20 protein-coding genes and 1 pseudogene are annotated in these 25,390 nt (G+C 57.2%); 15 read left to right on the top strand and 6 right to left on the bottom strand.

The genetic code is table 11. From position 1 onward, the window contains the following. Nucleotides 1-115 precede the first annotated feature (115 nt). From flhA to folD, 8 genes are all read left to right on the top strand, one after another. Nucleotides 116-2,206 (top strand): flagellar biosynthesis protein FlhA, encoded by a 2,091-nt coding sequence (flhA, locus tag IEI95_RS23310; RefSeq protein ID WP_156531432.1) that lies wholly within the window; start codon nucleotides 116-118, stop codon nucleotides 2,204-2,206. Continuing rightward, on the top strand, nucleotides 2,203-2,955 hold the full coding sequence (gene fliR / locus IEI95_RS23305; RefSeq protein WP_015914973.1) for a flagellar biosynthetic protein FliR: 753 nt from the start codon (nucleotides 2,203-2,205) through the stop codon (nucleotides 2,953-2,955). Before flhA ends, fliR begins: the two co-directional genes overlap by 4 nt. 63 nt (nucleotides 2,956-3,018) lie before the next feature. Continuing rightward, nucleotides 3,019-3,432, top strand: coding sequence for a hypothetical protein (locus IEI95_RS23300; RefSeq protein WP_015914974.1), 414 nt, complete (start codon nucleotides 3,019-3,021; stop codon nucleotides 3,430-3,432). A gap of 32 nt (nucleotides 3,433-3,464) precedes the next feature. After that, a complete protein-coding gene (locus IEI95_RS23295; RefSeq protein WP_194417089.1) occupies nucleotides 3,465-4,064 on the top strand; it encodes a rod-binding protein in 600 nt (199 codons plus the stop codon). 174 nt (nucleotides 4,065-4,238) lie between these two features. Beyond that, nucleotides 4,239-4,604, top strand: a complete 366-nt coding sequence (locus IEI95_RS23290; protein WP_015914976.1) for a hypothetical protein — start codon at nucleotides 4,239-4,241, stop codon at nucleotides 4,602-4,604. Further along, nucleotides 4,604-5,134 (top strand): hypothetical protein, encoded by a 531-nt coding sequence (locus tag IEI95_RS23285; RefSeq protein WP_156531434.1) that lies wholly within the window; start codon nucleotides 4,604-4,606, stop codon nucleotides 5,132-5,134. Before IEI95_RS23290 ends, IEI95_RS23285 begins: the two co-directional genes overlap by 1 nt. Before the next feature lie 258 nt (nucleotides 5,135-5,392). Then, nucleotides 5,393-6,322: a WecB/TagA/CpsF family glycosyltransferase gene (locus IEI95_RS23280; protein WP_234665096.1), complete on the top strand. Its 930-nt coding sequence runs from the start codon at nucleotides 5,393-5,395 to the stop codon at nucleotides 6,320-6,322. 153 nt (nucleotides 6,323-6,475) lie between these two features. Beyond that, a complete protein-coding gene (gene folD, locus IEI95_RS23275) occupies nucleotides 6,476-7,375 on the top strand; it encodes a bifunctional methylenetetrahydrofolate dehydrogenase/methenyltetrahydrofolate cyclohydrolase FolD (protein WP_194417088.1) in 900 nt (299 codons plus the stop codon). Between the two features lies 1 nt (nucleotide 7,376). Here the strand turns inward: folD and IEI95_RS23270 are convergent, their stop codons facing one another. Then, nucleotides 7,377-8,405, bottom strand: a complete 1,029-nt coding sequence (locus IEI95_RS23270) for a LacI family DNA-binding transcriptional regulator (RefSeq protein ID WP_194417087.1) — start codon at nucleotides 8,403-8,405, stop codon at nucleotides 7,377-7,379. A 310-nt stretch (nucleotides 8,406-8,715) separates the two neighbouring features. Here IEI95_RS23270 and IEI95_RS23265 point away from each other — a divergent pair, with 310 nt between their 5' ends. The 7 genes from IEI95_RS23265 (at nucleotide 8,716) to IEI95_RS23235 (ending at nucleotide 17,753) form a co-directional block, all read left to right on the top strand. Next, entirely contained in the window at nucleotides 8,716-10,074 is a 1,359-nt protein-coding gene (locus IEI95_RS23265) for an ABC transporter substrate-binding protein (RefSeq protein WP_194417086.1), read from the top strand. An 86-nt stretch (nucleotides 10,075-10,160) separates the two neighbouring features. Next, nucleotides 10,161-11,171: a carbohydrate ABC transporter permease gene (locus IEI95_RS23260; RefSeq protein WP_194417085.1), complete on the top strand. Its 1,011-nt coding sequence runs from the start codon at nucleotides 10,161-10,163 to the stop codon at nucleotides 11,169-11,171. A 1-nt stretch (nucleotide 11,172) separates the two neighbouring features. After that, nucleotides 11,173-12,318, top strand: a complete 1,146-nt coding sequence (locus IEI95_RS23255) for a carbohydrate ABC transporter permease (RefSeq protein WP_156531437.1) — start codon at nucleotides 11,173-11,175, stop codon at nucleotides 12,316-12,318. Nucleotides 12,319-12,394: 76 nt separating this feature from the next. Then, nucleotides 12,395-14,047 carry a beta-galactosidase BglA gene (gene bglA / locus IEI95_RS23250; RefSeq protein WP_156531438.1) on the top strand — a complete coding sequence of 551 codons (1,653 nt, stop codon included), beginning with the start codon at nucleotides 12,395-12,397 and terminating at the stop codon, nucleotides 14,045-14,047. 77 nt (nucleotides 14,048-14,124) lie between these two features. After that, the gene (locus IEI95_RS23245; RefSeq protein WP_071204204.1) at nucleotides 14,125-15,213 is read left to right on the top strand and encodes an ABC transporter ATP-binding protein; all 1,089 of its coding nucleotides are present in this window, start codon (nucleotides 14,125-14,127) and stop codon (nucleotides 15,211-15,213) included. 138 nt (nucleotides 15,214-15,351) lie between these two features. After that, nucleotides 15,352-15,759 carry a hypothetical protein gene (locus IEI95_RS23240; protein ID WP_015914986.1) on the top strand — a complete coding sequence of 136 codons (408 nt, stop codon included), beginning with the start codon at nucleotides 15,352-15,354 and terminating at the stop codon, nucleotides 15,757-15,759. Between the two features lie 608 nt (nucleotides 15,760-16,367). Then, a complete protein-coding gene (locus tag IEI95_RS23235) occupies nucleotides 16,368-17,753 on the top strand; it encodes a tlde1 domain-containing protein (protein WP_194417084.1) in 1,386 nt (461 codons plus the stop codon). A gap of 57 nt (nucleotides 17,754-17,810) precedes the next feature. Here IEI95_RS23235 and IEI95_RS23230 read toward each other — a convergent pair whose 3' ends face one another. From IEI95_RS23230 to pgl, 5 genes and pseudogenes are all read right to left on the bottom strand, one after another. Next, on the bottom strand, nucleotides 17,811-19,142 hold the full coding sequence (locus IEI95_RS23230; protein WP_139191383.1) for a 2-hydroxycarboxylate transporter family protein: 1,332 nt from the start codon (nucleotides 19,140-19,142) through the stop codon (nucleotides 17,811-17,813). Nucleotides 19,143-19,496: 354 nt separating this feature from the next. Then, nucleotides 19,497-20,801, bottom strand: a pseudogene (locus tag IEI95_RS29510) (methyl-accepting chemotaxis protein); the annotation flags it as partial. Nucleotides 20,802-20,851: 50 nt separating this feature from the next. Continuing rightward, a complete protein-coding gene (locus IEI95_RS29505; RefSeq protein ID WP_234934259.1) occupies nucleotides 20,852-21,682 on the bottom strand; it encodes a hypothetical protein in 831 nt (276 codons plus the stop codon). A gap of 1,034 nt (nucleotides 21,683-22,716) precedes the next feature. Beyond that, nucleotides 22,717-24,534: a phosphogluconate dehydratase gene (gene edd / locus IEI95_RS23220; RefSeq protein ID WP_156537632.1), complete on the bottom strand. Its 1,818-nt coding sequence runs from the start codon at nucleotides 24,532-24,534 to the stop codon at nucleotides 22,717-22,719. A gap of 144 nt (nucleotides 24,535-24,678) precedes the next feature. Further along, entirely contained in the window at nucleotides 24,679-25,377 is a 699-nt protein-coding gene (gene pgl, locus IEI95_RS23215) for a 6-phosphogluconolactonase (RefSeq protein ID WP_156531443.1), read from the bottom strand. Nucleotides 25,378-25,390: the final 13 nt, after the last annotated feature.

The following is a 25,390-nucleotide window of genomic DNA, read 5'->3' as shown; positions in this document are numbered from 1 at the left end:
GCAGCCGTTCGTCCTGAGATAAGGGCATCCTCGCGCAAGCTTTGTCCGCTAATCCTGTCGCCATAATGGCGGATTCTCGTTCCGCCAGCCTTCTCATGAAGAGATGGAACAGGACATGGCGCAAGCACCGACGACCTCACTTCCGACAATTGCCAATAATCGCGGCCGAGAAATCGGCTTTGCCATGGGCATTGTCGCTATTCTCTGCATTCTCTTTCTACCGATCCCACCCTTCCTGATCGATATGGGGCTGGCGTTTTCCATTGCCCTTTCCGTTTTGATCCTGATGGTGTCGCTCTGGATACAACGGCCGCTGGATTTCTCATCTTTCCCGACCATTCTGCTGATTTCGACCATGGTGCGCCTGTCGCTGAATATCGCGACAACGCGGGTTATCCTGTCGCATGGTCATCAGGGTCATGATGCGGCTGGCAGTGTCATTGCTGGCTTTGCCAACCTGGTCATGTCCGGCGATTTCGTGATCGGTCTGATCGTGTTTGCGATTCTGGTCACCGTCAACTTCATCGTCATCACCAAGGGTGCCACCCGTATCGCGGAAGTGGGCGCCCGCTTCACGTTGGATGCCATTCCCGGCAAGCAGATGGCGATCGATGCCGATCTCTCGGCGGGGATTATCGAGGAAAGCGAAGCTCAACGCCGGCGCAAGGAACTGGAGCAGGAAAGCTCCTTCTTCGGCGCGATGGACGGTGCCTCGAAATTCGTGCGCGGCGACGCGGTCGCTGGTCTGATCATCACCGCCATCAATATCGTCGGTGGCATTATCATCGGTTACTTCCGCCATGGCATGCCCATCAGCGAAGCAGCCGATGTGTTCGTCAAGCTCTCGGTGGGCGATGGTCTGGTCTCGCAGATCCCCGCTCTGATCGTTTCGCTTGCCGCCGGCCTGCTCGTCACCCGTGGCGGCAATGCCGGGTCCACGGACGAAGCGGTCATCAACCAGCTGAGCGGCTATCCGCGTGCGTTGTCGGTCGCTTCTGGCCTGATGTTCCTTCTGGCGATCATTCCGGGCCTGCCCTTGCTGCCCTTCGTGACCCTCGGCGGTATCATGGCGTTCGGCAGCTGGTACATTCCCCGCCAGGTGGAAGCCGTGAACCTTGCCAAGCGCCAGGTCGAGGAAAAGAAGGTTATTCAGAACAAGGAAGCCGAAAAGGATTCGGTCAAGAGCGTGCTGAAAACCTCCGAGATCGAGCTGGCGCTCGGCAAGCTGGTTTCGACCCGCCTGCTTGGCTCGCATCAGGAACTGGCTTTCCGCGTCGGCAAGATGCGCAAGAAATTCGCTAGCCAATACGGTTTTGTCGTGCCTGAAATCAAGGTGACGGACGATATCGCCATCCCGGACAAGTCTTATCATATTCGGGTCCATGGCACGACCATCGCCTCGAACCTGTTGCGGGTTGGCGAAGTGCTCGTTGTCACCGGCAATGGCCGCAAGCCGCGCATTCCCGGTGACGAAATTCGCGAACCCGCCTTTGGCATGCCAGCCGTCTCGATCATGGAAGCCTTTACCGAAGACTTGAAGCGCGAAGGCTTTCATCCGATCGACAATGTCTCTGTCGTGCTAACCCATTTGAGCGAGGTTATCCGCAACAATCTGCCTCAGCTCTTGTCCTATAAGGACGTGAAAATCCTGATCGATCGGCTCGATCCTGAATATAAGAAGCTGGCAGACGAAATCTGCTCCTCGCATATGTCCTATTCAGGCTTGCAAGCCGTGTTGAAACTGTTGTTGGCCGAACGGGTGTCGATCCGTAACCTGCATCTGATCCTCGAGGCCGTGGCCGAACTGGCGCCGCATGTGCGCAAGACCGAGCAGATCGTTGAACATGTGCGTGTGCGCATGGCTCAGCAATTGTGCGGCGATCTGACCGACAATGGCGTGCTGCGGGTTCTGCGATTGGGCAGCAAATGGGATCTGGTCTTCCATCAGGCCCTGAAGCGCGACAACAAGGGTGAGGTTGTCGAATTCGATATCGACCCGCGTTCGCTGGAAGAGTTCAGCGAGCAGGCAAGCCGGGTTATCCGTGAATTCATGGACCGCGGCCTGCCTTTCGTGCTTGTCACGTCGCCGGAAACGCGGTCTTATGTGCGCATGATTATTGAACGCTTGTTTGCAACCCTGCCGGTGCTGTCACATGTCGAATTGGCCAAAGGCATCGAAATCAAGATCCTGGGATCGATTTCATGATCACTGATCCGCAAGGATCGGTACTGGCGCTGTTTCTGGTGTTTTGCCGTATCGGTTCCTGTTTCATGACCATGCCGGGTTTTGCGTCCTCGCGCATTCCCACCCAGATCCGCCTGTTGCTCGCGGTCGCGGTTTCCATGGCCTGCACGCCGCTTGTGTGGGACACCGTGTATCCCAAGGTGAGCAGCGGCGGTTCGATTTTTGTCGCGTTGATCTTTACGGAAACGCTGATCGGCGCCGTCTTTGGGCTGATTACCCGATTTTTCACGCTTGGCCTGCAATTTGCCGGTGCTATCTTGACGATGATGATCGGTTTCAACAGCACGGCCACGGCGGATGTTCTGGAAGACGGTGCCGAAAACCAGATGACCAACATGATCAGCTTTTGCGGGCTGATGATGCTGTTCATGATGGATTTTCACCATGTCGTCTTCCGGGCGCTGATAGACAGCTATACCGTCATGCCGATGGGCGGCGTGCCCGATACCCAGAAGATGCTGATAACGCTGACGGATACCGCCTCGCGGACCTATATGCTGATGCTGCGGCTTTCCAGCCCCTTCATCATCTATGGCCTGATGTTCAATCTCGGCGTCGGCCTGGTCAACAAGCTGGCACCGCAGATCCCGGTCTACTACATCTCCACCCCCTATCTTATCACCGGGGGAATGCTGCTGGTTTATTGGTCGATCGGGGTGATGATGCGCCAGTTCGCCGATGCTTTCATACCGATCTTCCTGGGGCATTGACATGAGGGGCAACTGACATGACAGAGCCAGGGATGAGTGCGATGCTCTCGATGAGGCCGTGTCATGGGACCCGATAAGAAATCCAAGAAATTGAAGCGGCTGGTGGCCGTGCAGCGGCATTTGGAAAAGATCGCCGAATACGATCTCGTCGAGACCGCGCGCCAGCGCCAGGAAATTGCCGCTGGCCTCGAACGGGTGATCGAGGCACTGGGGTCGATGGACCCGGTGCATAGGCTGTTTGCCCAATCCTATGCAGACCGCTTCGATCGGCTTTCCGGCGATGACCGGCGCATGGCCGATGTGCAGCGGGTGCAGGAAAACAAGGTTTTGCGCCAGCGCACCAAGGCGGAACGGCTGCAAGAAAAGATGCTCGAGGCGCGCGGACACGAGGATCGCGAGGCCGAAGACGAAACGCTTCAGGATCTGATCGACCTGACATTTGCCACACCAGCCTCCAGCAAGCTTCACGAGAGATAGTGGTTCCAGTTGATTTTCAGGGAACGAACACCGTGGCTATTTCTCCTCCAAGCGATCTTGTTATGGATGTTGTGCGGGCGGCCGAACCGTCTGCCATGGCAGAGGCCCAGCAAAGGCTGCAATCGGCACGCGCCAGTGTCCAGGCTGCCAGCCTGAACGAAAAAAGCGCCGGTTTCGAAGTGGCGATGAACACTTTGAACGACGGCGCTTCCACCAAGGCGGGGCTGGCCAATCGCGCCACCAATACGATCAAGGCGAGCGATATTCCCAAGCCTTACCGGCAATATGAAGGTATCGTGTTGCAGAATTTCATTTCCAACATGCTGCCCAAGGATAGTGAAGCTGTTTTTGGCAAGGGCAATGCTGGTGAAATCTGGAAAAGCATGATGGCCGAGCAGATCGGCAATACCATTTCCGAGCGTGGTGGTGTTGGCATTGCCAAGCAGATGTATGCCGATGAAATGGCAAAACTGCGCAACAAGGGCGCCCAGAACGCCACGACAGACCCCGCTCAGCAGAACATGGCGCAGATGCGGCTTGACGAGATCGAGCGCAAGTCACTCGGCCTTTCGGGTCCCGAAGAGGCAACTGACACGGTAAAGGCGCCCTTCTCTGGCGCAGCCACAGTCTGATCTTATCGCCGTGAGGCACACAGTTTGTAGCAGTGCACGATTATCCCACATCCCTTGGGGTGCCTGCCTACCGACTGGGCTCAACATAAAAATATGCGCAGATTAAAAAGTGACATCAGCCCTAGCGCCACAGCGCGGGCGCTTGGCGGTCGGAATTCAAGGAACAGATTTTTCATGGAACATGTGTCCAACGACTACCGGATCAAGACCGTTCTCGGTCGTCTCGAAATGATTGTCGACAACGAAAATCATCGAATCGGCAATGATCCGCAGTTTGATTTCAAGGTCTCGAACGCCCACAAAAGTCGCTGCCTTTACGAACTGACAATGTTGTTTCGCGATACCGATCCCAAGGAAATTGCCATCAATTATGTCGAGCAGATGCATGGGCTGAAGAAAAAGCTGGCCTTGAACGCAAGACGGGTCGAGGCGCATCTGGATGCTGTGCGTGCGGTGGCCGATATTCTGCGCAGCGCCGTTCAGGATGCCGATAATGATGGTACCTATTCCCAGGAACAGTTTCTCTACAGAGAAAATTAATGGTCAAGATTGTCATTGCCGGCGTATGGGCCTGCATCGTCGCTCTCGTCGCCGTCTACTTTTCGATCCAGGTGGCCACCGCGCCACCGCCGGTCGAAGAGGCCAAGGCGCCGCCGACTGAAGTGGTGCGCGGGGAAGCCATCACTGTGCCATTTCTCGAGAACGGCAAGGTGAAAGGCTATTTCATTGGCCGGTTCTCCTTCATGGTCGACAAGGAAAAAGCTGGCGCCATGCAAATGCCGATGACGGCGCTGATGACGGACCAATTGTTTACCCTGCTGGTCGGCAACTCGATGGTTGATCTGTCGAAATCGACCAAGCTCGATGTCGACGGTTTCAAGCAGGCCATCAAGACCGGCATCAACAAACGCCTCGGCAGCGATGTCATCAATGACGTGCTGATCGAGCAGTTGGACTTCCTCGGCAAGGACGATATCCGCGAAGGTGGCGGCGGCAAGCCGAAGCTGCTGCCAGCGGTCAAGATCGTTGAAGGAGAGAAGGCCCCGGACGGTGCGGCGCCTGCGCATTGATGCGAACGGCCATTGAAGATGGCGGTTGGTACTCCGATTTCGAATATTTCAAGCGTTTGATGCATTTGAAATATTCGAAATCCTTTGAAGGGCGAGGATGCGGTTCACATCTTTGCGCCTTCTTATGAGAGGCATGGCTGGAACGATCACGGTAAACGAAGTATAAACGAAAAGCCTGTATTTCTAGCGGGCTACTTAAGTCGGATTTTATGCCTGCCTGCTAGTCTGGGCTTGGTTTCAATCTGGCTCGTCATATTTATGAACACCGTTACCAAGCGCAAAGCCCCCGTCGCAGATGCTGATGAGCAGATCAGCACGGCGCGCCTTATTCATAGGGTTCGCCAGGATCTGGCTGGAGACTGGGGTCGCCTCCATCATGATGATGAGTTCCACCCGATGAACCTGATTTCAACAGCAGAGCAGATTGCCCCAAAAAAGATCCTGTTCGGCATGCCGATCTTTGATCTCTCCTGGGTTTCGGGCCTCAGCCTGATCGCCCAATATGCGGCAACGCCTGGTGCGCATGCGCAGGTCTCCTTCCTCAATGCCAATAATATCAATATCATGCTCAAGGACTCCGCCTATCGCGATGTCCTTAAAGGACATATCGTCCTGCCGGATGGGATCGGCATGGATCTGGCGGCGAGCATCATCGATGGCGAGCCCTTTGCGGCCAATCTGAACGGCACGGATTTCGTGCCAGCGCTCTTTACCTATATGGAAGAGCCGCGCCGCATCGGCTTGATCGGCGCAAAGCCCGGTGTGCTGGCAGGTGCTGTCGCCCGCTTCCGCAAACATGCGCCATGGCACGAATTCGTACCGGTGGCCGACGGCTTTTTTGATAGCGAGGAGCTGCCGATCATTCTCGAACGGCTTGAGGACGCCAAGATCGACGTGCTGCTGGTCGGCATGGGCACCCCCTTGCAGGAAAAATGGATTGCCCAGCATATCAAGCCGCAGCATGCGCGTGTGGTGTTCGGCGTCGGCGCTCTGTTCGATTTTGTCTCCGGCACCATGCCACGCGCACCGCAATGGATGCGCAAGATCCGCTGTGAGTGGCTCTACCGTTTGACACGGGAGCCGAGCCGGTTGTGGCGCCGCTATCTGATCGGCATTCCGGTCTTCCTCTTGCATGTGCTACGCTTCAAGCTCTCGGCCCGCCGCGACAAGGCGGCCGCGCAACAATAACTGCACTTCAACCCGCCTTCACGGATCACGATGATTTTTTAACGCCAGCCCGTGTTTTTGCGTTTGAAAGCGCTGATGGCAGTGGTAGCTACCGTTGTCCCATGAGCCAGATTTGAGATGGCTCGTAAGCCTTTCAGCGAGAGGAAATCCAGCGTGGCAACGGTGATTGACGGAAAACAGGTTGCGGCATCGGTAATTGAGGCCGTCAAGATCAGTTCCGAGACATTTGAAAGAGACAGCGGCCAGAAGGTCGGTCTTGCCGTGATCATCGTCGGCGATGATCCGGCCAGTCACGCCTATGTCGGTTCCAAGGGCCGCATGGCCAAACAATGCGGTTTTAATTCGGTTCAGCATACCTTACCGGAAGAGACCAGCCAGCAGCAATTGCTGGATCTGGTGGCGAGCCTCAATGCCGATCCCGCCATTCATGGCATCCTCGTCCAATTGCCGCTGCCCAAGCATTTCGACAGCGAGGCGGTCATCCAGTCCATCCTGCCGGAAAAGGACGTGGATGGTCTGCATGTGGTCAATGCCGGCAAGCTGGCGACCGGCGATCTCGAGACCGGGCTGATTTCCTGCACACCGGCAGGTGCCATGCTGCTGGTGCGCCAGATCCATGGAGTTGATCTTTCCGGCCTGAACGCGCTGGTGATTGGCCGTTCCAACCTGTTTGGCAAGCCGATGGGCCAATTGTTGCTCAACGCCAATGCCACCGTGACCATGGCCCATTCCCGCAGCCGCGATTTGGCGTCCCTGGCCCGCCAGGCGGATATTCTGGTGGCAGCGGTCGGTCGGGCTGAAATGGTCAAGGCCGAGTGGGTGAAAGAGGGGGCGACGGTGATCGACGTCGGCATCAACCGCGTCGCAGCCCCTGAAAAAGGCGAGGGCAAAACCAAGCTGGTCGGCGATGTCGCCTTTACAGACTGTGCACAAAGGGCGGGTGCCATCACCCCCGTTCCGGGCGGGGTTGGACCAATGACCATCGCCATGCTGATGGCCAATACGGCGATCGCGGCCTATCGTGGCGCAGGCAAGCAGCCGCCGAAATTCTGAGTCATTTTCCAGGCGCCGGGCCGGTCGAGGCCCGGATGACCAGTTCAGCCTGCCAGATTTCCTGGAGGGGAGGCCCCACCGGGGGCTGGGCGATGTCGGCGATCAGCCGCTGCGCCACGCGCCGGCCCGCGTCTCGGAGCGACGAGCGCGTCGTGGTCAGCGGCACGCGGAAATGTTCCGGCTTTAGCAGCGGCAGATCGTCGTCATGGGCGATCAGCGAAATATCGTGGCCCACCGTCAGCCCGGCATCGTTGATGGCCCGCACAGCCCCAAGCGCCAGCACCGTACTGGCGCAAAGCACTGCCGTTGGACGATCCGGCCCTTGAAGGAGGGCGCTCATTTTCCGGTAGCCCCACTCATCAGTCATCAACGTGTGGCTGATTGCCTCCGGCGGCAGGCCAAGGCCTGCGGCTGCAAGCGCCTTTTGCGCACCTTGCAATCGGCGCAGGGCGAAATCGAGGTCTGCCGGACCGTTCAAAAGCGCAAATCGGCGGTGGCCAAGCCCGATCATCAGATCAGTCGCCTGCCGGAAGGCGCCTTCATTGTCGATATCGAGATAGGGATAGTCTTCCGGTATGCCCTGCGAGCGGCCGTGGATGATGAAGGGTACCGAAAGCGATTTCGCCATGGCAATGCGCGGATCATTGGCCCGCAGATAGGCGAGGTAAAAGGCATCCACGGCGCCGCTGCCGACTAGACCGCGAATGGCCTGCTCTTCCGCCTGTGGATGGGCCGGAATGATGACGAAGTGAAATTCATGCTGAAGACAGGTCTCGGCAAGCCCGCTCTGGAATTCCGCGAAGTGGATGTCGGAGCTACGTTCCGGGGAAATCGGCATGACCAGTCCGAGCGAGCCGGCCTTGCCGGTTGCCAGCCGCAGGGCTGCGCGGTTTGGCCGATAGCCGGTCTCGGCAGCTGCCTTGGCAACGCGCTGGCGGGTCTCTTCGTTGACCTCCGGATAGCCGTTCAACGCCCGGCTGATCGTCGTCTGCGACAGACCGAGCAGCTGCGACAATTGCTTCAAATTCACGAGGCTTATTTCTCCCTTCGCTCGGGTCTCCCGCGCCCAAAGCGCTTGCAAATTATCAGCAGAGGCGCGGGCTGCAAATCGAAAATCTATTTTTAAACCCAATCCCTTTCCCAAACCGGTCGCTGCTCCATTTTTAAGGAGACAGAATGGTTTCGTCTTTTTGAAAAGGCTTGACTCTGCCACGTGCAATAGAGATGTTTGCCCACCAAAGCGCTTTGGAAGCTGGATGATGGCGATGGCAGGATCGTCCCAGCTCGGGAAACAGGCCATGGAAACAGACGTTGGGATATTGAATAAAGGGAGGACTTTCGTGAAAAAACATCTGCTTATGGGGATTGCCGCTTTATGCCTGGTTGCAGGCGGCGCAAACAGCGCCGAGCTGAAGTTCAAGCCGGGAGAAGATGCAAGGTTCAACTGGAAGAGCTATGAGGAATTCTCCAAGTCTCACCAGTTAAAGGGCCAGACCATTACGATTTTCGGCCCCTGGCGTGGCGAAGATCAGGCGCTGTTTGAAAGCGTGCTCGACTATTTCCGTCAGGCCACTGGCGCCGACGTGAAATATTCCTCCTCGGAAAACTACGAGCAGCAGATCGTCATCGATACCCAGGCGGGCAGCCCGCCCAATGTCGCCATTCTCGCCCAGCCCGGTCTGGTCGCCGATCTCGCCTCCAAGGGTGCTTTGACGCCGTTGGGTGAAGAGAATGGGCCGTGGCTGAAGGATAATTTCTCCGCCGGTCAGTCCTGGGTTGATCTTTCCACCTTCAAGGGCAAGGACGGCAAGCCGCAGATCTATGGCTTCCCCTACAAGATCGATATCAAATCGCTGATCTGGTATGTGCCTGAGAATTTCGAGGATGCGGGTTATGATGTGCCCAAGTCGATGGAAGAGTTGAAGGCGCTGACCGAAAAGATCGCGGCCGATGGCGGCACCCCCTGGTGCATCGGGCTTGGGTCCGGCGGTGCGACCGGCTGGCCCGCGACCGACTGGGTCGAAGACATGATGCTGCGGCTCTATCCGGCTGATGTCTACGATAAGTGGGTGAAGAACGAAATCAAGTTCGACGATCCGCAAGTGGTCAAGGCCATCGAGGATTATGGCTGGTTCTCGCGCAATCCGAAATTCGTCGATGGCGGCGCGGCGGGCGTGGCCTCCACCGATTTCCGCGATAGTCCGAAGGGCCTGTTTACCTCTCCGCCGAAATGCTACCTGCATCATCAGGCATCCTTCATTCCGTCCTTCTTCCCGCAAGGTACGGTCGTTGGCCAGGATGTCGATTTCTTCCCGACCCCGAATTATGCCAGCAAGCCGGAACTCGGCAATCCGGTAGAGGGTGCTGGCACCCTGGCGATGATCACTAAGGATTCGCCCGGTGCGCGTGCCTTTATCGACTTCATCAAAACCCCGATCGCCCATGAGGTCTGGATGGCGCAATCCGGCTTCCTGACCGCCTTTAAGGCGGCCAACCAGGAAACCTATGCCAACGACCCCTTGAAGAAACAGGGCAAGATCCTGCTCGACGCCACGACGTTCCGGTTTGATGGTTCCGACCTGATGCCGGGCAAGATCGGTGCAGGTGCCTTCTGGACCGCCATGGTCGATTATGCCGGCGGCAAATCCGCCGACGAAGTTGCCAAGGGCATCCAGAAATCCTGGGACGGCCTGAAATAACAGCGCAATAGCGCGGGGTATCGCAGCCTGAAACTGCTGCGGTACCTGGCGTCCATATCGATCAGACGGGTTGGGAGGCCGGGTCCGTGGAACAGCTTTTATACGCATTGATCACCATCGTTATCGGCGTGGGTGCGGCGCTTGCCTATTTCTTCGGGTCGAACCTTATTCTCGACCGGCTGTTTCCCGCCAATATCCCGGATCTTTCCCGCGCCTCCCGCAATCTGCGGATTGCTGGCCAGATCCGGCCCTGGCTGTTTCTCGGCCCCGCGCTGCTGTCGCTCGGCATCTATCTGGTCTATCCGCTGTTTTCGTCGATTGCCTATTCGGTCTATGACCGTTCCGGGACCCAGTTTGTCGGTCTCGACAATTACCGCTGGATGATTTTCGACCGTGAATTCCGGGAATCGATCTTCAACAATATCCTCTGGCTGATCGTGGTGCCGACCGGCGCCACCCTGTTCGGCCTTGTCATCGCGGCGCTGACGGACCGGAGCTGGTGGGGCAACATCGCCAAGTCGCTGATCTTCATGCCGATGGCGATTTCCTTTGTCGGCGCCTCGGTCATCTGGAAATTCGTCTATGATTACCGCGACGCCAATGCCGAGCAGATCGGCCTTCTCAACGCCATTGTCGTCTGGTTCGGCGGCACACCGCAGGTTTGGATTTCCCTGCCGTTCTGGAACAATTTCTTCCTGATGGTCATCCTGATCTGGATTCAGACCGGTTTTGCCATGGTGCTGCTGTCGGCGGCCTTGCGCGGTATTCCTGAGGAAACCATCGAGGCTGCGGTGATCGATGGCGCCAATCCCTGGCAGATTTTCATGAAGATCAAGGTGCCGCAGATCTGGGGTACGATTGCCGTGGTCTGGACGACGATCACCATCCTGGTGTTGAAGGTTTTCGATATCGTGCTGGCGATGACCAATGGCCAATGGCAGACCCAGGTTCTTGCCAACCTGATGTTTGACTGGATGTTCCGAGGTGGCGGGGATTTCGGCCGGGGTGCTGCGATTGCCGTTGTCATCATGCTGATGGTGGTGCCGATCATGATCTGGAATATCCGCAATGCACGCCGGGAAATGGGAGGCCATTGAGATGCGCACACGGGTTCTCTCTCCGCTGAATATTGCGGTTCATACGACTGTCTTGCTGCTGGTGCTGGTCTGGACCATCCCAACCATCGGCCTGCTGGTGACGTCCCTGCGCGACAAGAACCAGATCGTCGCCTCCGGCTGGTGGACGGCGCTGACCAGTTCCAGCCAGAAAGGCATTTTTCGCGCCCCCGGTGGCGAAGCGCAGCGCCAGGAGGGCGCAGCTTACGTAATATCCGGCAATGTGCTGGAGGGCGGGTCCGGCACGGTCAGTGCATTCGGAACATCCAGCCTGAAGCCGGAGGAATTCGAAGCCGGTGCGACAGCCCAGCTCAAGGACGGCCAAACGTTGACGGTGGCCGCAGATGGCACCTTCAAGCTGAGCTCGAATGCGTCCTTCGAGGGATCACGCGGCCAGCGGATTTTCTTCACCTCTCAGCAGCCGCCACGTTTCAGTCTCGATAATTACCGAACGGTGTTGAATGCCGAGGGCATTGGCAAATCCTTCATCAATTCGCTGACGGTTGCCGTTCCCGCCACTATTATTCCCATTCTTGTGGCCGCCTTTGCCGCCTATGCGCTGGCCTGGATGCCGTTTCCGGGGCGCTCACTGCTGCTTGCCGGTATTGTCGGCCTGCTGGTCGTGCCGCTGCAAATGTCGCTGATCCCGCTTTTGCGGATCTATAATGACGTCGGGGCGTTCTTCGGGGTGCCGTCCAAGACCTATCTTGGCATCTGGCTGGCACATATGGGGTTTGGTTTGCCACTCGCCATCTATCTGCTGCGCAACTACATCGCTGGTCTGCCGCGCGAAATCATGGAATCGGCGCGGGTCGACGGTGCCAGCGATTTCGAGATCTTCATCAAGATCGTGCTGCCGCTGTCCTATCCGGCGCTGGCGTCCTTCGCGATCTTCCAGTTTCTGTGGACCTGGAACGACCTGCTGGTCGCCATGGTGTTTCTGGGGACCGGCAATGATGAACTGGTGCTGACCGGCCGCCTCGTCAACCTGCTCGGCTCGCGCGGCGCTAATTGGGAAATTCTCACGGCCTCCGCCTTCATCACCATTATCGTGCCGCTTTTGGTGTTTTTCGTGCTGCAACGCTATCTGGTGCGCGGTCTGCTGGCCGGGTCCGTCAAGGGTGGCTGATCGCGTTTTCGACGGCTTGTTTTTCCTTCCTCCCTAAATCCCCAACAGGCCTAAATTTCCAAGAGGACAGATACTCATGACTGCTGCTTCCGATAGTGTCGCAATGCCGGACAAGGACTGGTGGCGCGGCGCGGTCATCTATCAGATTTATCCCCGCTCTTTCCAGGATTCCAACGGCGATGGTATTGGCGACCTGAAAGGCATCACCGCCCGCCTGCCGCATGTGGCAGGCCTCGGTGCCGATGCGATTTGGATCTCACCGTTCTTCACCTCGCCGATGAAGGACTTTGGTTATGACGTGTCCAATTACGTCGATGTCGATCCAATGTTCGGCACGCTCAACGATTTCGACGCACTGATTGCCGAAGCCCATCGCCTCGGCATCAAGGTGATGATCGACCTGGTGATCTCCCACACCTCCGACCAGCATGCATGGTTTGTCGAAAGCCGTTCCAGCCGCATCAATGCCAGGTCCGACTGGTATGTCTGGTCCGATCCGAAGCCCGATGGCACACCGCCGAACAATTGGCTGTCGATTTTCGGTGGGTCCGCCTGGCAATGGGACCCGAGCCGGATGCAATATTACCTGCACAACTTCCTGACCTCGCAGCCCGATCTCAACATGCATAATCCGCATGTGCAGGAGGCGGTGCTGGATGCCGTGCGGTTCTGGTTGAAGCGTGGCGTTGACGGGTTCCGCCTGGACACCATCAATTTTTACTTTCATGACTTGGGTCTGCGCGACAATCCGGCGCTCGACCCTGAACGGCGCAATGCGGCGACGGCACCGGCGGTCAATCCCTATAATTTCCAAGAGCATATCTACGACAAGAACCAGGCGGAGAACCTGGAATTCCTCAAGCGCTTTCGCTCCGTGCTGGATGAGTTTCCAGCGATTGCCGCCGTTGGCGAAGTCGGGGACAGCCAATACGGGCTGGAAATCGCCGGGCAGTATACGTCCGGCGGCGACAAGATGCAGATGTGCTATGCCTTCGAATTCCTCGCGCCTGACCCTGTGACGCCGGCGCTGGTGGCCAATACCCAGAAGGCCTTCCAGGATGCCGCCCCTGAGGGCTGGGCTTGCTGGGCGTTTTCCAACCATGATGTTGTGCGCCATGTCAGCCGCTGGGGCGCCAACGTTGCCGACCGTGCTGCTTTCGCCAAGCAGATGGCCGCACTGCTGATGACCCAGCGTGGTTCGGTCTGCATCTATCAGGGCGAGGAATTGGGGTTGACCGAAGCCGATATCTCCTTCGAGGATCTGCAGGACCCTTACGGCATCCAGTTCTGGCCGGAATTCAAGGGGCGCGACGGTTGCCGCACGCCGATGGTCTGGGATACGCTGGCCAAGCAGTCCGGTTTCAGCGCCGCCGACAAGACCTGGTTGCCGATCCCGGTCGAGCACAGCCTCAACGCTGTTCATGTCCAGGAGGGGCATGATGACAGCGTGCTGGAACACTATCGGCGTTTCCTGCATTTCCGCAGAACGCAGCCAGCGCTGATCAAGGGCGAGATCGCCTTCCATACGGTGACGGAGACTGACCTCGTCTATTCCCGCAGCCTTGATGGAGAGACGGTATTGTGTGGCTTCAACATGTCCGCCGAACCGGCTGAACTGTCTTTGCCGGATGGAAATTGGCAGGCTCTGGAGGGCCATGGTTTTGCCGGGAGTGTCGCAGGTGGCAAGATCAGCCTTCCGGCCTGGGGCGCCTGGTTCGGTCGCGGTTAAACGGTAAAACTAACAAACGGTCACCTGTCCGGCTCATGGCGAGCCGGACAGATCCAAAAACGAGGAGGGGGAGGACAATGGCAAGCTTGGTCCTGAAAGACATTCGCAAGGCCTATGGACAGGTCAAGGTGCTGCACGGCATCGACCTAGACATCGCCAAGGGCGAGTTCGTGGTGTTTGTCGGTCCGTCCGGCTGCGGCAAATCCACGCTTTTGCGGATGATTGCCGGACTGGAAGATATTACCAGCGGCGAGATGCGCATTGACGACCAGATCGTCAATGACGTGCCGCCCTCCAAGCGCGGCATTGCCATGGTCTTCCAGTCCTATGCGCTCTACCCGCATATGACCGTCTATGACAACATGGCTTTCGGCATGCGGATCGCCGGTGAAAACAAACAGGAAATCGAACGGCGGGTGCGCGCCGCCGCCGCTATCCTGCAATTGGAGCCCTATCTCGACCGACTGCCCAAGGCACTGTCGGGCGGCCAGCGCCAGCGTGTGGCCATTGGCCGGGCGATCTGCCGCGATCCGAAAGTCTTTCTGTTCGACGAACCGCTCTCCAATCTCGATGCAGCCCTTCGCGTCGCCACCCGGATTGAAATCGCCCGTCTGCACGAACAGATGTCCGATACCACGATGATCTATGTCACCCATGATCAGGTCGAGGCGATGACGCTGGCCGACCGGATTGTCGTGTTGTCGGCGGGCCGGATCGAACAGGTCGGCGCGCCGCTGGAGCTTTACGAGCGCCCCGCCAATCTGTTCGTTGCCCAGTTCATCGGTTCGCCCGCCATGAACATCCTGCCGGCCACTATCGTCGAGGCCGGGTCTGAAACGCGCATCGCGCTCAAGGATCGCTCAACCCTGTCGGTGCCGATTGCTGTGCCTACAGAAGATGCAGGCAAGGCGGCCAGTTTCGGGGTAAGGCCGGAGGATTTGACCATTGCCGCCGAAGGTCCGGCGCTGTTTGAAGGCACCGTCTCCCTGGTCGAGGCCTTGGGCGAGGTGACAATGCTCTATGTCGACGGCCCGGTCGAGGGGCAGCCGGTGGTGGTGAAACTGCCGGGCATTGCCAAGGTTGCCAGGGGCGAACGGCTGCGCTTTGCCGCAGAGGGTGAAAAGCTACATCTTTTTGATGCGCAGGGGCAAAGCTACAAGCGTTGATCGGGTTTGATTTCCCATGCATTAACTATGGTAAAAAAGGCAGGCTCGCCAAGGGGGCGGGCAGGCCGGTTTATCCATTTTCTGTTAAGTTCGTTCCCCTAGCCTGTGTCCAGTGAGGGCGTGAATGGGGTAGGCGTTATGAATACGGCAGCTGGTCAATCAAATTACCTGCGCAGGGAAGAGTCCTTCATGTATGACCGGGAAGGCCGGTTTCGCATGGAAGACACCATGAATTCCGGGCGCCTGGAATATACCGAAAAAGGCATGAGCCATATGGCGTCGCGCCGATGTGACATTATCCGTATTTCTCAGAGTGGCGCCGTCATTTCGCTGCTGACGCAGTTCAATCTTCCCAAGCAATTCTATCTGGACATTCCCGATGCCCGCATCAACAAGGTGGGCGGGTTGTTGATGAAGACCTTCCCCAACAATACTGCCGAGATTCGTTTCTTGCGGTTGTTGACCCAGAAGGAACTGGATCGGATCTTCGTGTTCAGCACCCATCCGGCCCATCGTGACCGCGTTCTGGATGTCCGCACCTGGTAATGACAGCAGGCGTAGCAATTTCGGCCAGCCAGCGCTTTGTACGGTAGCGTACCAAACATTAAATACCAGACGCATTGGCGGGGAGCATCAAGCTCCCCGTTTTGCTGTTCGCCGGGGAGCTGCTTTGGGCCGCTGGATGGTGTATCCCTTTCTTTTCTTGTCTTTCAAGTATTTGATAATATTGAAGATCAGGCGCAGGTCCATGTCGATGCGCTGGGCGTCCTGACGTTTTGGTCCTACGCCTTATCCGGTAGTTTCGGGCAGTTCCGTCTTAAAGGCTTGCGCCTGCGCGCAGCGTTAAAAATGCCGTAAATCCGTGGCGTTTCCTCTATTCGCGTGAATATGAGACATTGCGATGATAAAAACCGGGTTTTGTAAACCCTTTGGTTACCAAGTTTCTTCATCCTTTAAAGACAGTCGGCGCTTGTTGCCGATGGACTGGGTCTTCTGGACCGGATCTTCAGGGCAATGGTCTCAGGCGCGGCATGCATTTGGGACAGTTGCACTCTCTTGAAGGCGGGGATGCTTGGATATCCTCCAGCCTTGGTAAAAAGTTGCGGCGTTGAGCCGCCAGCCGCTGACCGGCTGTTTGGGTACGAGTTGTGAGTATGGCGTTCGCGGTCGATTTCTTTCCCAGCACTGGCAGAACCGTTACTGGTAGGCCCGGGCGCGCAAAATCCGTCCTGGTTCCCAGGCTGATGTCCGGCGCGGCGCTCGTCGGCGGTAGCCTTGCCGCCGGTCTTTGGATTGCCGTGACATTCAGCACGCTGCACGGTGTCGGATTTTCACAAGCCTCTGTCTCCTCTCCCTTTTCGAGGGATATGGCCGCGGAATTCCGCAACAGCCTGGTCTTGCCAAAGCCGCCTGTCGCGGCTGTAAGGCGGGACGAAGTCCGATCTGCCCAGGTGGTGAAGGAAAAGATGGCGCAGGTCCGCCACGAGATCGCGGCCCTTTCCACTCCGGTTTCCAGGCCACTTGACCTCGCAGGACGCGCTATCCTCGAACAGGCGCTGGCCGTCTCCATTGCCGAGCGGGCATTGGCACAGCGCTGGAGCAACGATACCGGCAGCCAGGTCGCCGAGGCCGTGGCGGCAAAGCCGCAGCCAGTTCAACCAACCGCGATGCCGCCGCAGCAGATTGCTGAGGCGATCCTGAAGACGGCGCCGCCACTTGGACAGATAAACCAGCCGTTGTCTGCACAATTGCAGCCGGTCGCTACCGCCCTGGTCGCAGACCGCGGTCGCGATCCCGTCGCTCCGCCACAAGCTGGCCCCGTGACGATTGCTTCGGCTGAACCGCCAGCCGCCGCCAAGCCAATGCAGGTGGCCATGCTGCCGGGTGTGGTGCCAGCGCCGATCAACCGGCCCAAGAGCGATCCTTTCCGTGAAGTCCTGGTTGCACCTAAGCCTGAGACAGAAGCCGACACAGACACCTCTGCCCGGCCGCAACCGAAGACCATTCCGCTGAAATCTGCACCGGAAAAAACCGCGCCGAAGACAGTGATGGCCTATGCTCGCTCACAGGAGGTGATGGACGACGATGAAAGCCCGTCGATCTTCCGCAAGCGCGCCTCATTGCCCGGTCGCGGCAGCGGTGTCGCCGTCTATGATATTTCCAGCGCCACGGTCTATATGCCCAATGGTGAAAAGCTGGTGGCGCATTCAGGCCGCGGCGAAAATCGCGATAATCCACGCTCCGTCCACATCAAGAACCGTGGTGCGACTCCGCCGAATATCTATCGGCTGACCCTGCGCGAAAGCTTGTTCCATGGTGTCGAGGCCTTGCGCATGACGCCGGTTGGCGGCAACAATATGTATGGCCGCGATGGCTTCCTCACCCACACATTCCTGCTACGGGTGCGCGGCGATTCCAGTGGCTGCGTGGTGTTCCAGGAATATCCGCGCTTCCTGGCCGCCTACAAGCGCGGCGACATCAAGACGCTGATCGTTGTGCCGACAGTGGCTGAACTGCCGAAATACATGGCAAAGCTGTAACACGAAGAAATCTCGATATGACCACGCCGCGCTGGCAACAGCGCGGCGTTTTCGTGTTTAAACCAGATGCTGGAATGCCAGGATGGCGCAGGTGACCGTGATGGCACCGCCGATGCGGGTGGCGATCTGCGAAAATGGCATCAGGCTCATCCGGTTGGCGGCGGTCAGAATGGCGATATCGCCGGTGCCGCCCTGGCCGCTGTGACAGCCGACCACAACGGCGACATCGATGGGAAACATCTTGACGAGGCGGGCGGACAGAAATCCGGTGCCGATCAATGTCAGCACGGTGCTGACCACCGTGACCACCGTTTGCAGGGTAAAGGCGCTGATAAAGGATTGCCACGGCGTGTAGGAAATCCCCATGGCAAACAGCAGGGGCCAGGTCACGATGCGCGAGAAAAACGCGTAAACTTCCCGTCCGCCGTCTTCAAGGCTTGGCGAGACCAATTGACCCAGCTTGGCAATCACCACCAGAAACAGCATGGTGATCGGGGCTGGAAAATCCAGAAGCCGCTGGGCGAGAACACCCACCAGATAGAAGGTGACGATGGTGACGCCTGCCGTGGCAATCATCGCGCGGTCCACCGGCTGTTCACCCGGCTTTTTGCCGTTGATGTCGATATTCAGCAGGCCCGCCTGCAACCGGCCTTCACCGGTGAGGTGAGGGTAGCGTTTGCCGAGCACATTCAGCAGGCCGCAAATCACCACGGCTGTGAAGCTGCCCAGCATGACGACGGGAATAATCTGCGCGAAAATCTCGTTCTGCGGCTGAGACAGAACGCCGGAATAGCCCATGGACAGCGGGATTGCGCCTTCGCCCAGGCCTCCGGCCATGATGGGTAGCACGACGAAAAACAGGCTATGCTCAAAGGTCATCCCCATGACGACACCAACCAGGGTGCCAACCAGCATGGCGGTTATCGAGCTGATTGCCAAAGGCACGAAAATCTTGAAAAACCCGGCAATCAGCACGCTACGATCCATGCTGAGGATGCTGCCGACAATAATGGCGGCAATATACATATAGAGGAAATTGGAGCTCTTGACGAAACTGTCGATCGCCTCGGCAACCGGCGGCGGGATGAGGCCATAAAACACCATGGCGGACGGTACGACGAAACACAGGATCGCCGCTCCCCCCATCATGCCAAGCCATGGTAGCCAGCGACCCAGCTGCATGAAGAAGAAGCCACCAAAGGACAGAATGGCAATCGACATGGTCAGGTCTGAGGGGACTTTGCCGGTGGCGGCGAAAGCGGCAATCAGCACGAAGAGCAGAATATAGATTGGAACGGGAACGACGCCGATCTTCATGTCGACGATCCGCCACCATTGTTCACGCCAGCCATTGGCCGAGCCTGGTTGAAGAGGCGTGTTATCTTGCAATCTTTCGTTTTTTTGACCGGTCTGTGAAGACCCTGAATGATGATCGCTATCTGAAATTGATGACACTATGAACTCCTGTCTACTGCATAATTCCTTCAGTCGAAATCGATTTAAGGAGAAAATTATGCAGAAAATTTAATGTGTTACAGCATCGTGTGGTTGATAAAATGCACGACCCTGTAACGTCTGGGGTTCGTTTTATAGGAGCTGGCACAAAGGTAAATTAAAAAAAACCGGAGGTGTGAAGGGCGGTTATTTCATCGGAATAACCGGGGAGCGCTTGTCCCCCCGGCATATCCTTTGAAACTTATCTCCTGATCAGGCGGCGCGACGCATGCCGTGGTCGGCCTTGTGGACCTTGAACTGCGAGATCAGATTGAGCAGGTTGACGGTTTCCTCGGCCAGTTTCGATGTGCTGGCAGCAGCCTCCTCGACCATGGCGGCATTTTGCTGGGTCATCTGGTCCATCTGGTTGACGGCGGTGTTGACCTCGCTGAGACCGGTCGATTGCTCGTTGGCCGCTGTCGCAATGGATGTGACCTGACTGGAAATGCCGATGACTTTTTGCTGGATTTCCTTCAGGGCTTCCCCGGTGCCGGTTACAAGTCTCACGCCCGTCTCCACTTCATTTGAGGACTTGGTGATCAGGGCCTTGATATCCTTTGCAGCGGTTGCCGAGCGTTGGGCCAGTTCGCGCACTTCCTGGGCCACGACCGCAAATCCCTTGCCGGCCTCGCCAGCACGAGCCGCCTCGACCCCGGCATTGAGGGCCAGAAGGTTGGTCTGGAAAGCAATCTCGTCAATCACATTGATGATCTGGGTGATTTCGTTGGAGGCTTGCTCGATGCGGCTCATGGCGGCTGTCGCGTCCTGGACGACATTGGCGGATTGCTCGGCAAATTGACGGGCTTCGGAAACCATTTTGCTGGATTCCTGCGCCCTTTCGGTCGAGGTTTTGACCGCCACGGTGATTTCTTCCAGGGCTGACGAGGTTTCTTCGAGCGAGGCCGCCTGGGTCTCTGTCCGGCGAGACAGATCGTTGGAGGCCTGGCGGATTTCATCGGCACCGCCATTGATGACATCTGCGGATTGGCGCACCTGTTCCATCAGCAGCCGCAGCTTGGTCATGGTGTCATTGACATTGGTTTGCAGCTCGGCAAACACACCTTGATACTTGCCGCTCATGGCTTCCGTCAGGTCGCCATTGGAAAGGGCGGACACAACGCGCCTGGTTTCCGCTATGCCCTTGTCCACGGAGTCGACCAGCGTGTTGACGTTATGGGCAAAGGCGTCCAGATCCGGGTTGTCGTAATGCTTGGTGATGCGGCTGGTGAAGTCACCGGCCACTGCTGCCGAAACGACTGTGGCAATATCGGATTGCAGATCGGCGTTCTTCTGTTGCAAAGCGGCTTCCTGGGCCGCCAACTGGCGAATTTTCAGGGCATTCTGCTTGAAGACATTGACGGCCTTGGCCATCAGCCCGACCTCGTTATCGTATGCGAGGCCTGGAATATCCGTTTCCAGCTGGTTGTCGGCCAGCTTGCCCATGGCCGAGGTGATCGCAAAGATCGGGCGGCTGATGCTGCGGGCGATTATGAAAGCCAGCACGGTGGCGACGACAAGGGCGAGTGCGGCGACAATAATGGCGGTGGTGATCGCATCGCGCATTGTCTCATCGATGCGAGGGCCGAGCGTGTCCTGCTCTTTTTTCAGACCAGCTTCAAATCCTCGGCTTCCTTGCCCAGTTTGGGGCCAACGGCATTCATGACATTGTTGACGATGGAATCGCGCTTGGCGATGATCGCCTGCGTCTTGGTGAGATCTCTGATATAGGCGTTGAGATCATCCAGAGTGGCGTTGAACCGTTGAGCGCGCTCGGGAATGACGATGGCGGCGCTAACCTCTGTGCTGCGGGCCAGCGCATCCTGTGCCGCTGCCATCGCGGCTTCGAAATCCTTACTCTCGTTGTTCAGCAGATATTTGGTGGCCGACAAGCGCATCACGAAGGTCGAGATTTGGAACAGGGTGGCTTTGTACGCTGCGACATTATTGCCACTGCTGTCGAAATCGGCGAGCAATTGTGAGGTGGATTTTTGAATTCCGGGTCCAAGCCGGTCGAGGCTTTCACTGACGAGTTTGTCGCGTTCCGTCTGTGCCGCAACGACGGCCTTGAAGCCATTTTCATAGTCTGCAACGGCTGTCGTGAACCCTGCGGACGCGGATTTTTCGGCATCGGTGCGGGCCATGGACGAAAGATTGGCAGCACTCTCCTTGGTCGTTGCTATTCGCTTTTCAAAACTGGCAAGATTATCGGCAGAATGATTGTCTTGATACTTCAGGTAGGCCAGCCGGGCCTCCAGCATATTCGCCTGCACGCGGCCCGCTTCGTTGGTCAGCCGGGCAATGCTGCGATAATCCGAGAAATCGGATTGATTGCCGGTGTTCGAGTACACCGACATCCCTGCAATTGTAATGAGTATGGCAATGATGATGCCAAAACCACCATAAATCTTGTGGTTAAGTTTCATATTGTCGAGCATGGCTCAGTGTCCTCGTTTCGTTTCAAGATCATTTCCCATCATTTTGGGCTGTAAATTAATAAAAACTAATGTAGAGAAAAATGAATTAAATAATTGTGAAGCAATCAGGCATCGAGATTTATCGGCAAGTAAAACCGGCCGATAAATAGAAATACTGTCATTGCCGTTCCGGCTTGGAATATGGGATGAAATCAATTCTGGCCGTTCGAATGGCGAATATTTGTATTTCTTTCTAATAATCTAATAAAAAAACTAAAAATTTATGAATAATAAAAAAAGGAAAGCAAAATATGAAGCTTAATGAAAAATTGCAATTTTTATATTCAATTTTCGATTGAAAATTGAAGATGAAATTAAAATGATTTTCGTAATGCAAAAATTATTAAAAGCCGGGCGTTGTATTTCATTTGCAAAAAAATCTAGTGTATTTTGAATCTGAGATAGCCAGTGTTTTCAACGAGAGGATGCAGCACATCTTCGAGCTTTCGTATAATGTAGGTGGCAGTAACGCTCTCGCATTCTAATCGACGCGACTGCATCGCAATTGCCATGGCTCTTTGCCAAGAGCAGCATGGCATATATCATTATTGGTTGAATTGGTTGCCTGTGAAAATCACCTAGGGTTGTGAAGTCGTTCGGCTTATAGAACATGATGCTATGAGTTCGCCGATCATGCTCCCGTGATGTTCGCCCACAGGGTCATTGCTTCTGAATGCTATTCGCGATGATGGCTGCTGCGCATAAAGTGCACGGTGCTGTCGAATCTGTCAGGTTCAGGTTGAACCAGACAGACTCTAACATCTCTTGTTTTCGGAAAACTAGGTTTCAACAGTTTGTTCAAGAATTGCTGCTGGCCTGGCGAAAATGGTGATTTCGAGAACCGGAACGGAGCGTACTTAACGTACGTGAGTACAAGCATTCCAGGAAAAGTGCGAAGCGGTTTTCCGTTTGGAAATGCGATTGCATCATTCAAGCGCAGAAATTGCCATTTGCAGACGGCCAGCGGTGATTATTGGACGGACTTAAGATAAATTCTAGAACAGCACGCTGGCGCCCTGGTCTGCCGGGCCTGCAATGCGGCGCAGCGGGGCAAACAGTTCACGTCCCATGCCGAAGTCGTTATCCGCCAAGTCGATGACTTCAGGGCTGCGGCTGGCAAATTCCGCGGCATTGACAAGCACTTCCAGCGTTCCAGCCACGGCATCGAGACGGATCATGTCGCCATCGCGGATCTTGGCAATTGGTCCGCCGTCGACGGCTTCCGGTGTGACGTGGATGGCAGCAGGCACCTTGCCAGAGGCACCGGACATGCGTCCGTCCGTCACCAGCGCCACCTTGAGGCCACGGTCCTGAAGCACGCCAAGTGACGGGGTCAATTTGTGCAGTTCCGGCATGCCATTGGCTTTTGGGCCTTGAAAGCGCACCACGGCAATGAAGTCGCGGTTCATCTTGCCGGCCTTGAAGGCATCCTGCATGTCCTGCTGGCTGTGGAACACCATGGCAGGGGCCTCGACGATGTGGCGTTCCGGCTTGACGGCGGAAATCTTGATGACGGCCTTGCCCATATTGCCGGTCAGCATTTTCAAGCCGCCATTCGCCTGGAACGGTGCTTCGATCCGCGACAACACTTTCGGATCGGCGCTCTCTTCGGGCGAGGGCTGGCGGTCTACGGTGCCGTCGGCGTTCAGATGCGGCTCGATCGTATAGGCGGCAAGCCCCTGGCCATAGACGGTGCGCACATCATCATGGACGAATCCGGCGCGCAGCAATTGCTTGATCAGAAAGCCCATGCCACCGGCGGCGTGAAAATGGTTCACATCCGCAGATCCGTTCGGATAGACGCGGGCGAGAAGCGGAATGATGTCGGAGAGGTCGGAAATATCCTGCCAGCTGAGCAGAATGCCCGCCGCACGGGCCATGGCGATCAGGTGCATGGTGTGATTGGTGGAGCCGCCCGTGGCATGCAGGCCGACCACGCCATTGACGATGGAGCGCTCGTCGATCATCTCGCCTGACGGCGTATAGTCATTGCCAAGCGCGGTAATCGCCAGCGCCCGCTTGGTGGCTTCACGGGTCAACGCATCGCGCAGCGGCGTGCCGGGATTGATGAAGGAGGCACCGGGCATGTGAAAGCCCATGATTTCCATCAGCATCTGGTTGGAATTGGCGGTGCCGTAGAAGGTACAGGTGCCGGGTCCGTGATAGGATTTGGACTCGGCTTCCAGCAGTTCGGCCCGGCCCACCTTGCCCTCGGCATAGAGCTGGCGAATCCGGGTCTTTTCGTCATTCGGCAGGCCCGTGGTCATCGGCCCGGCCGGAATAAACACGGAAGGGAGATGACCGAATGTCAACGCAGCAATCATCAGGCCGGGGACGATCTTGTCGCAGACGCCGAGAAACACCGCCGCGTCGAACATGTTATGCGACAGGCCGATGCCAGCCGCCATGGCGATCACATCGCGGGAAAACAGCGACAGTTCCATGCCGGGCTGGCCCTGGGTTACGCCATCGCACATGGCAGGCACGCCGCCTGCCACCTGTGCGACGCCGCCCACTTCGCTGGCTGCCTGGCGGATCAGCGCCGGATAGGTTTCAAACGGCTGGTGCGCCGAGAGCATATCGTTATAGGCGGTGATGATGCCGAGATTGGGGACGGTGTCGCCAGCAAGTGCGGCCTTGTCCCCGGGGGAACAGACCGCAAAGCCATGGGCGAGATTGCCGCAGGCCAAAGAGCCACGGTTCACGCCCTTGCCAGCGGCCCGGCGAACGCGATCCAGATAGGCCTCGCGGGTTGGCTTGGAGCGCTCGACAATGCGCTTGGTGATGGCTTCGATACGGTGATCGGCACTCATGGAAAGCATCCTTCCTGAAAAGGGCAGGGGCGGCGACCTTGGCGCTTGTTAAAGCGCTGCGGGTCGCCCGCGCTATTGGGCCTCGTTCATCAAGGCCGCATCGCTTTTGATACCAGCCTAGCTATCAGGGCGTTCTGATCGAGATCAGGGCGCCCAGTAAATATCGACAGGTGTTTCAGCCCGGGCGAGTACGGCGCGAACAGGCATTTCCGTCTCGTCCGTCCCTGCCAGCGCCTTGTCCAGCACCGCCTGCTTTTCCGCGCCCTCGATATGGACAATCAGCAGACCGGCATCGGCGAGGCTGGAGAAAGACAGGGTCAGGCGCGGCTCGCCAGCACCCGGCGCTTGCATGGTGATCACTCGGGGCGGGAGGGTCAGGTCAAGCGCGTCTTCAAGATTGTCGCCACCGGGAAAGAACGAGGCGGTGTGGCCATCGGTTCCCATGCCGAGGATAACCACATCGAGCGGCGTGCCAAGGTCGGACACCGCATCGCTCGCCACTGCGGCAGCAGCCTCGATGGTCTCTTCCGGCGCATAGAGCGGCACGAATTCGGCCTCGGCGGCCTGGTTCTTCAACAAATGCGTGGCGACCAGCAAATGGTTGGAACGGGGATTGTCCTCAGGCACGAAACGCTCATCGACCAGCGTCACCGAGACCTTATCCCAGTCCAAGGCCTTTTGCGATAATGCCTCGAAGAAGGCCTTGGGCGTGGAGCCGCCGGAGACGGCCAGCGACGCTGCACCGGAGGCGGTAATCGCCTCCGTCAGCGCTGCGGCCACCCGGTCGGCCAGCGCTGTTGCCAGCGCCGCGCCAGTGTCAAAGCTATGCAGTGTATGCGCCATGATGCCAATGCCC

Origin of the sequence: Agrobacterium vitis, from assembly GCF_014926405.1 — a bacterium.
GTDB classification, from domain to species: domain Bacteria; phylum Pseudomonadota; class Alphaproteobacteria; order Rhizobiales; family Rhizobiaceae; genus Allorhizobium; species Allorhizobium vitis_H.
This window is presented reverse-complemented; position numbering and strand designations above follow the sequence as displayed.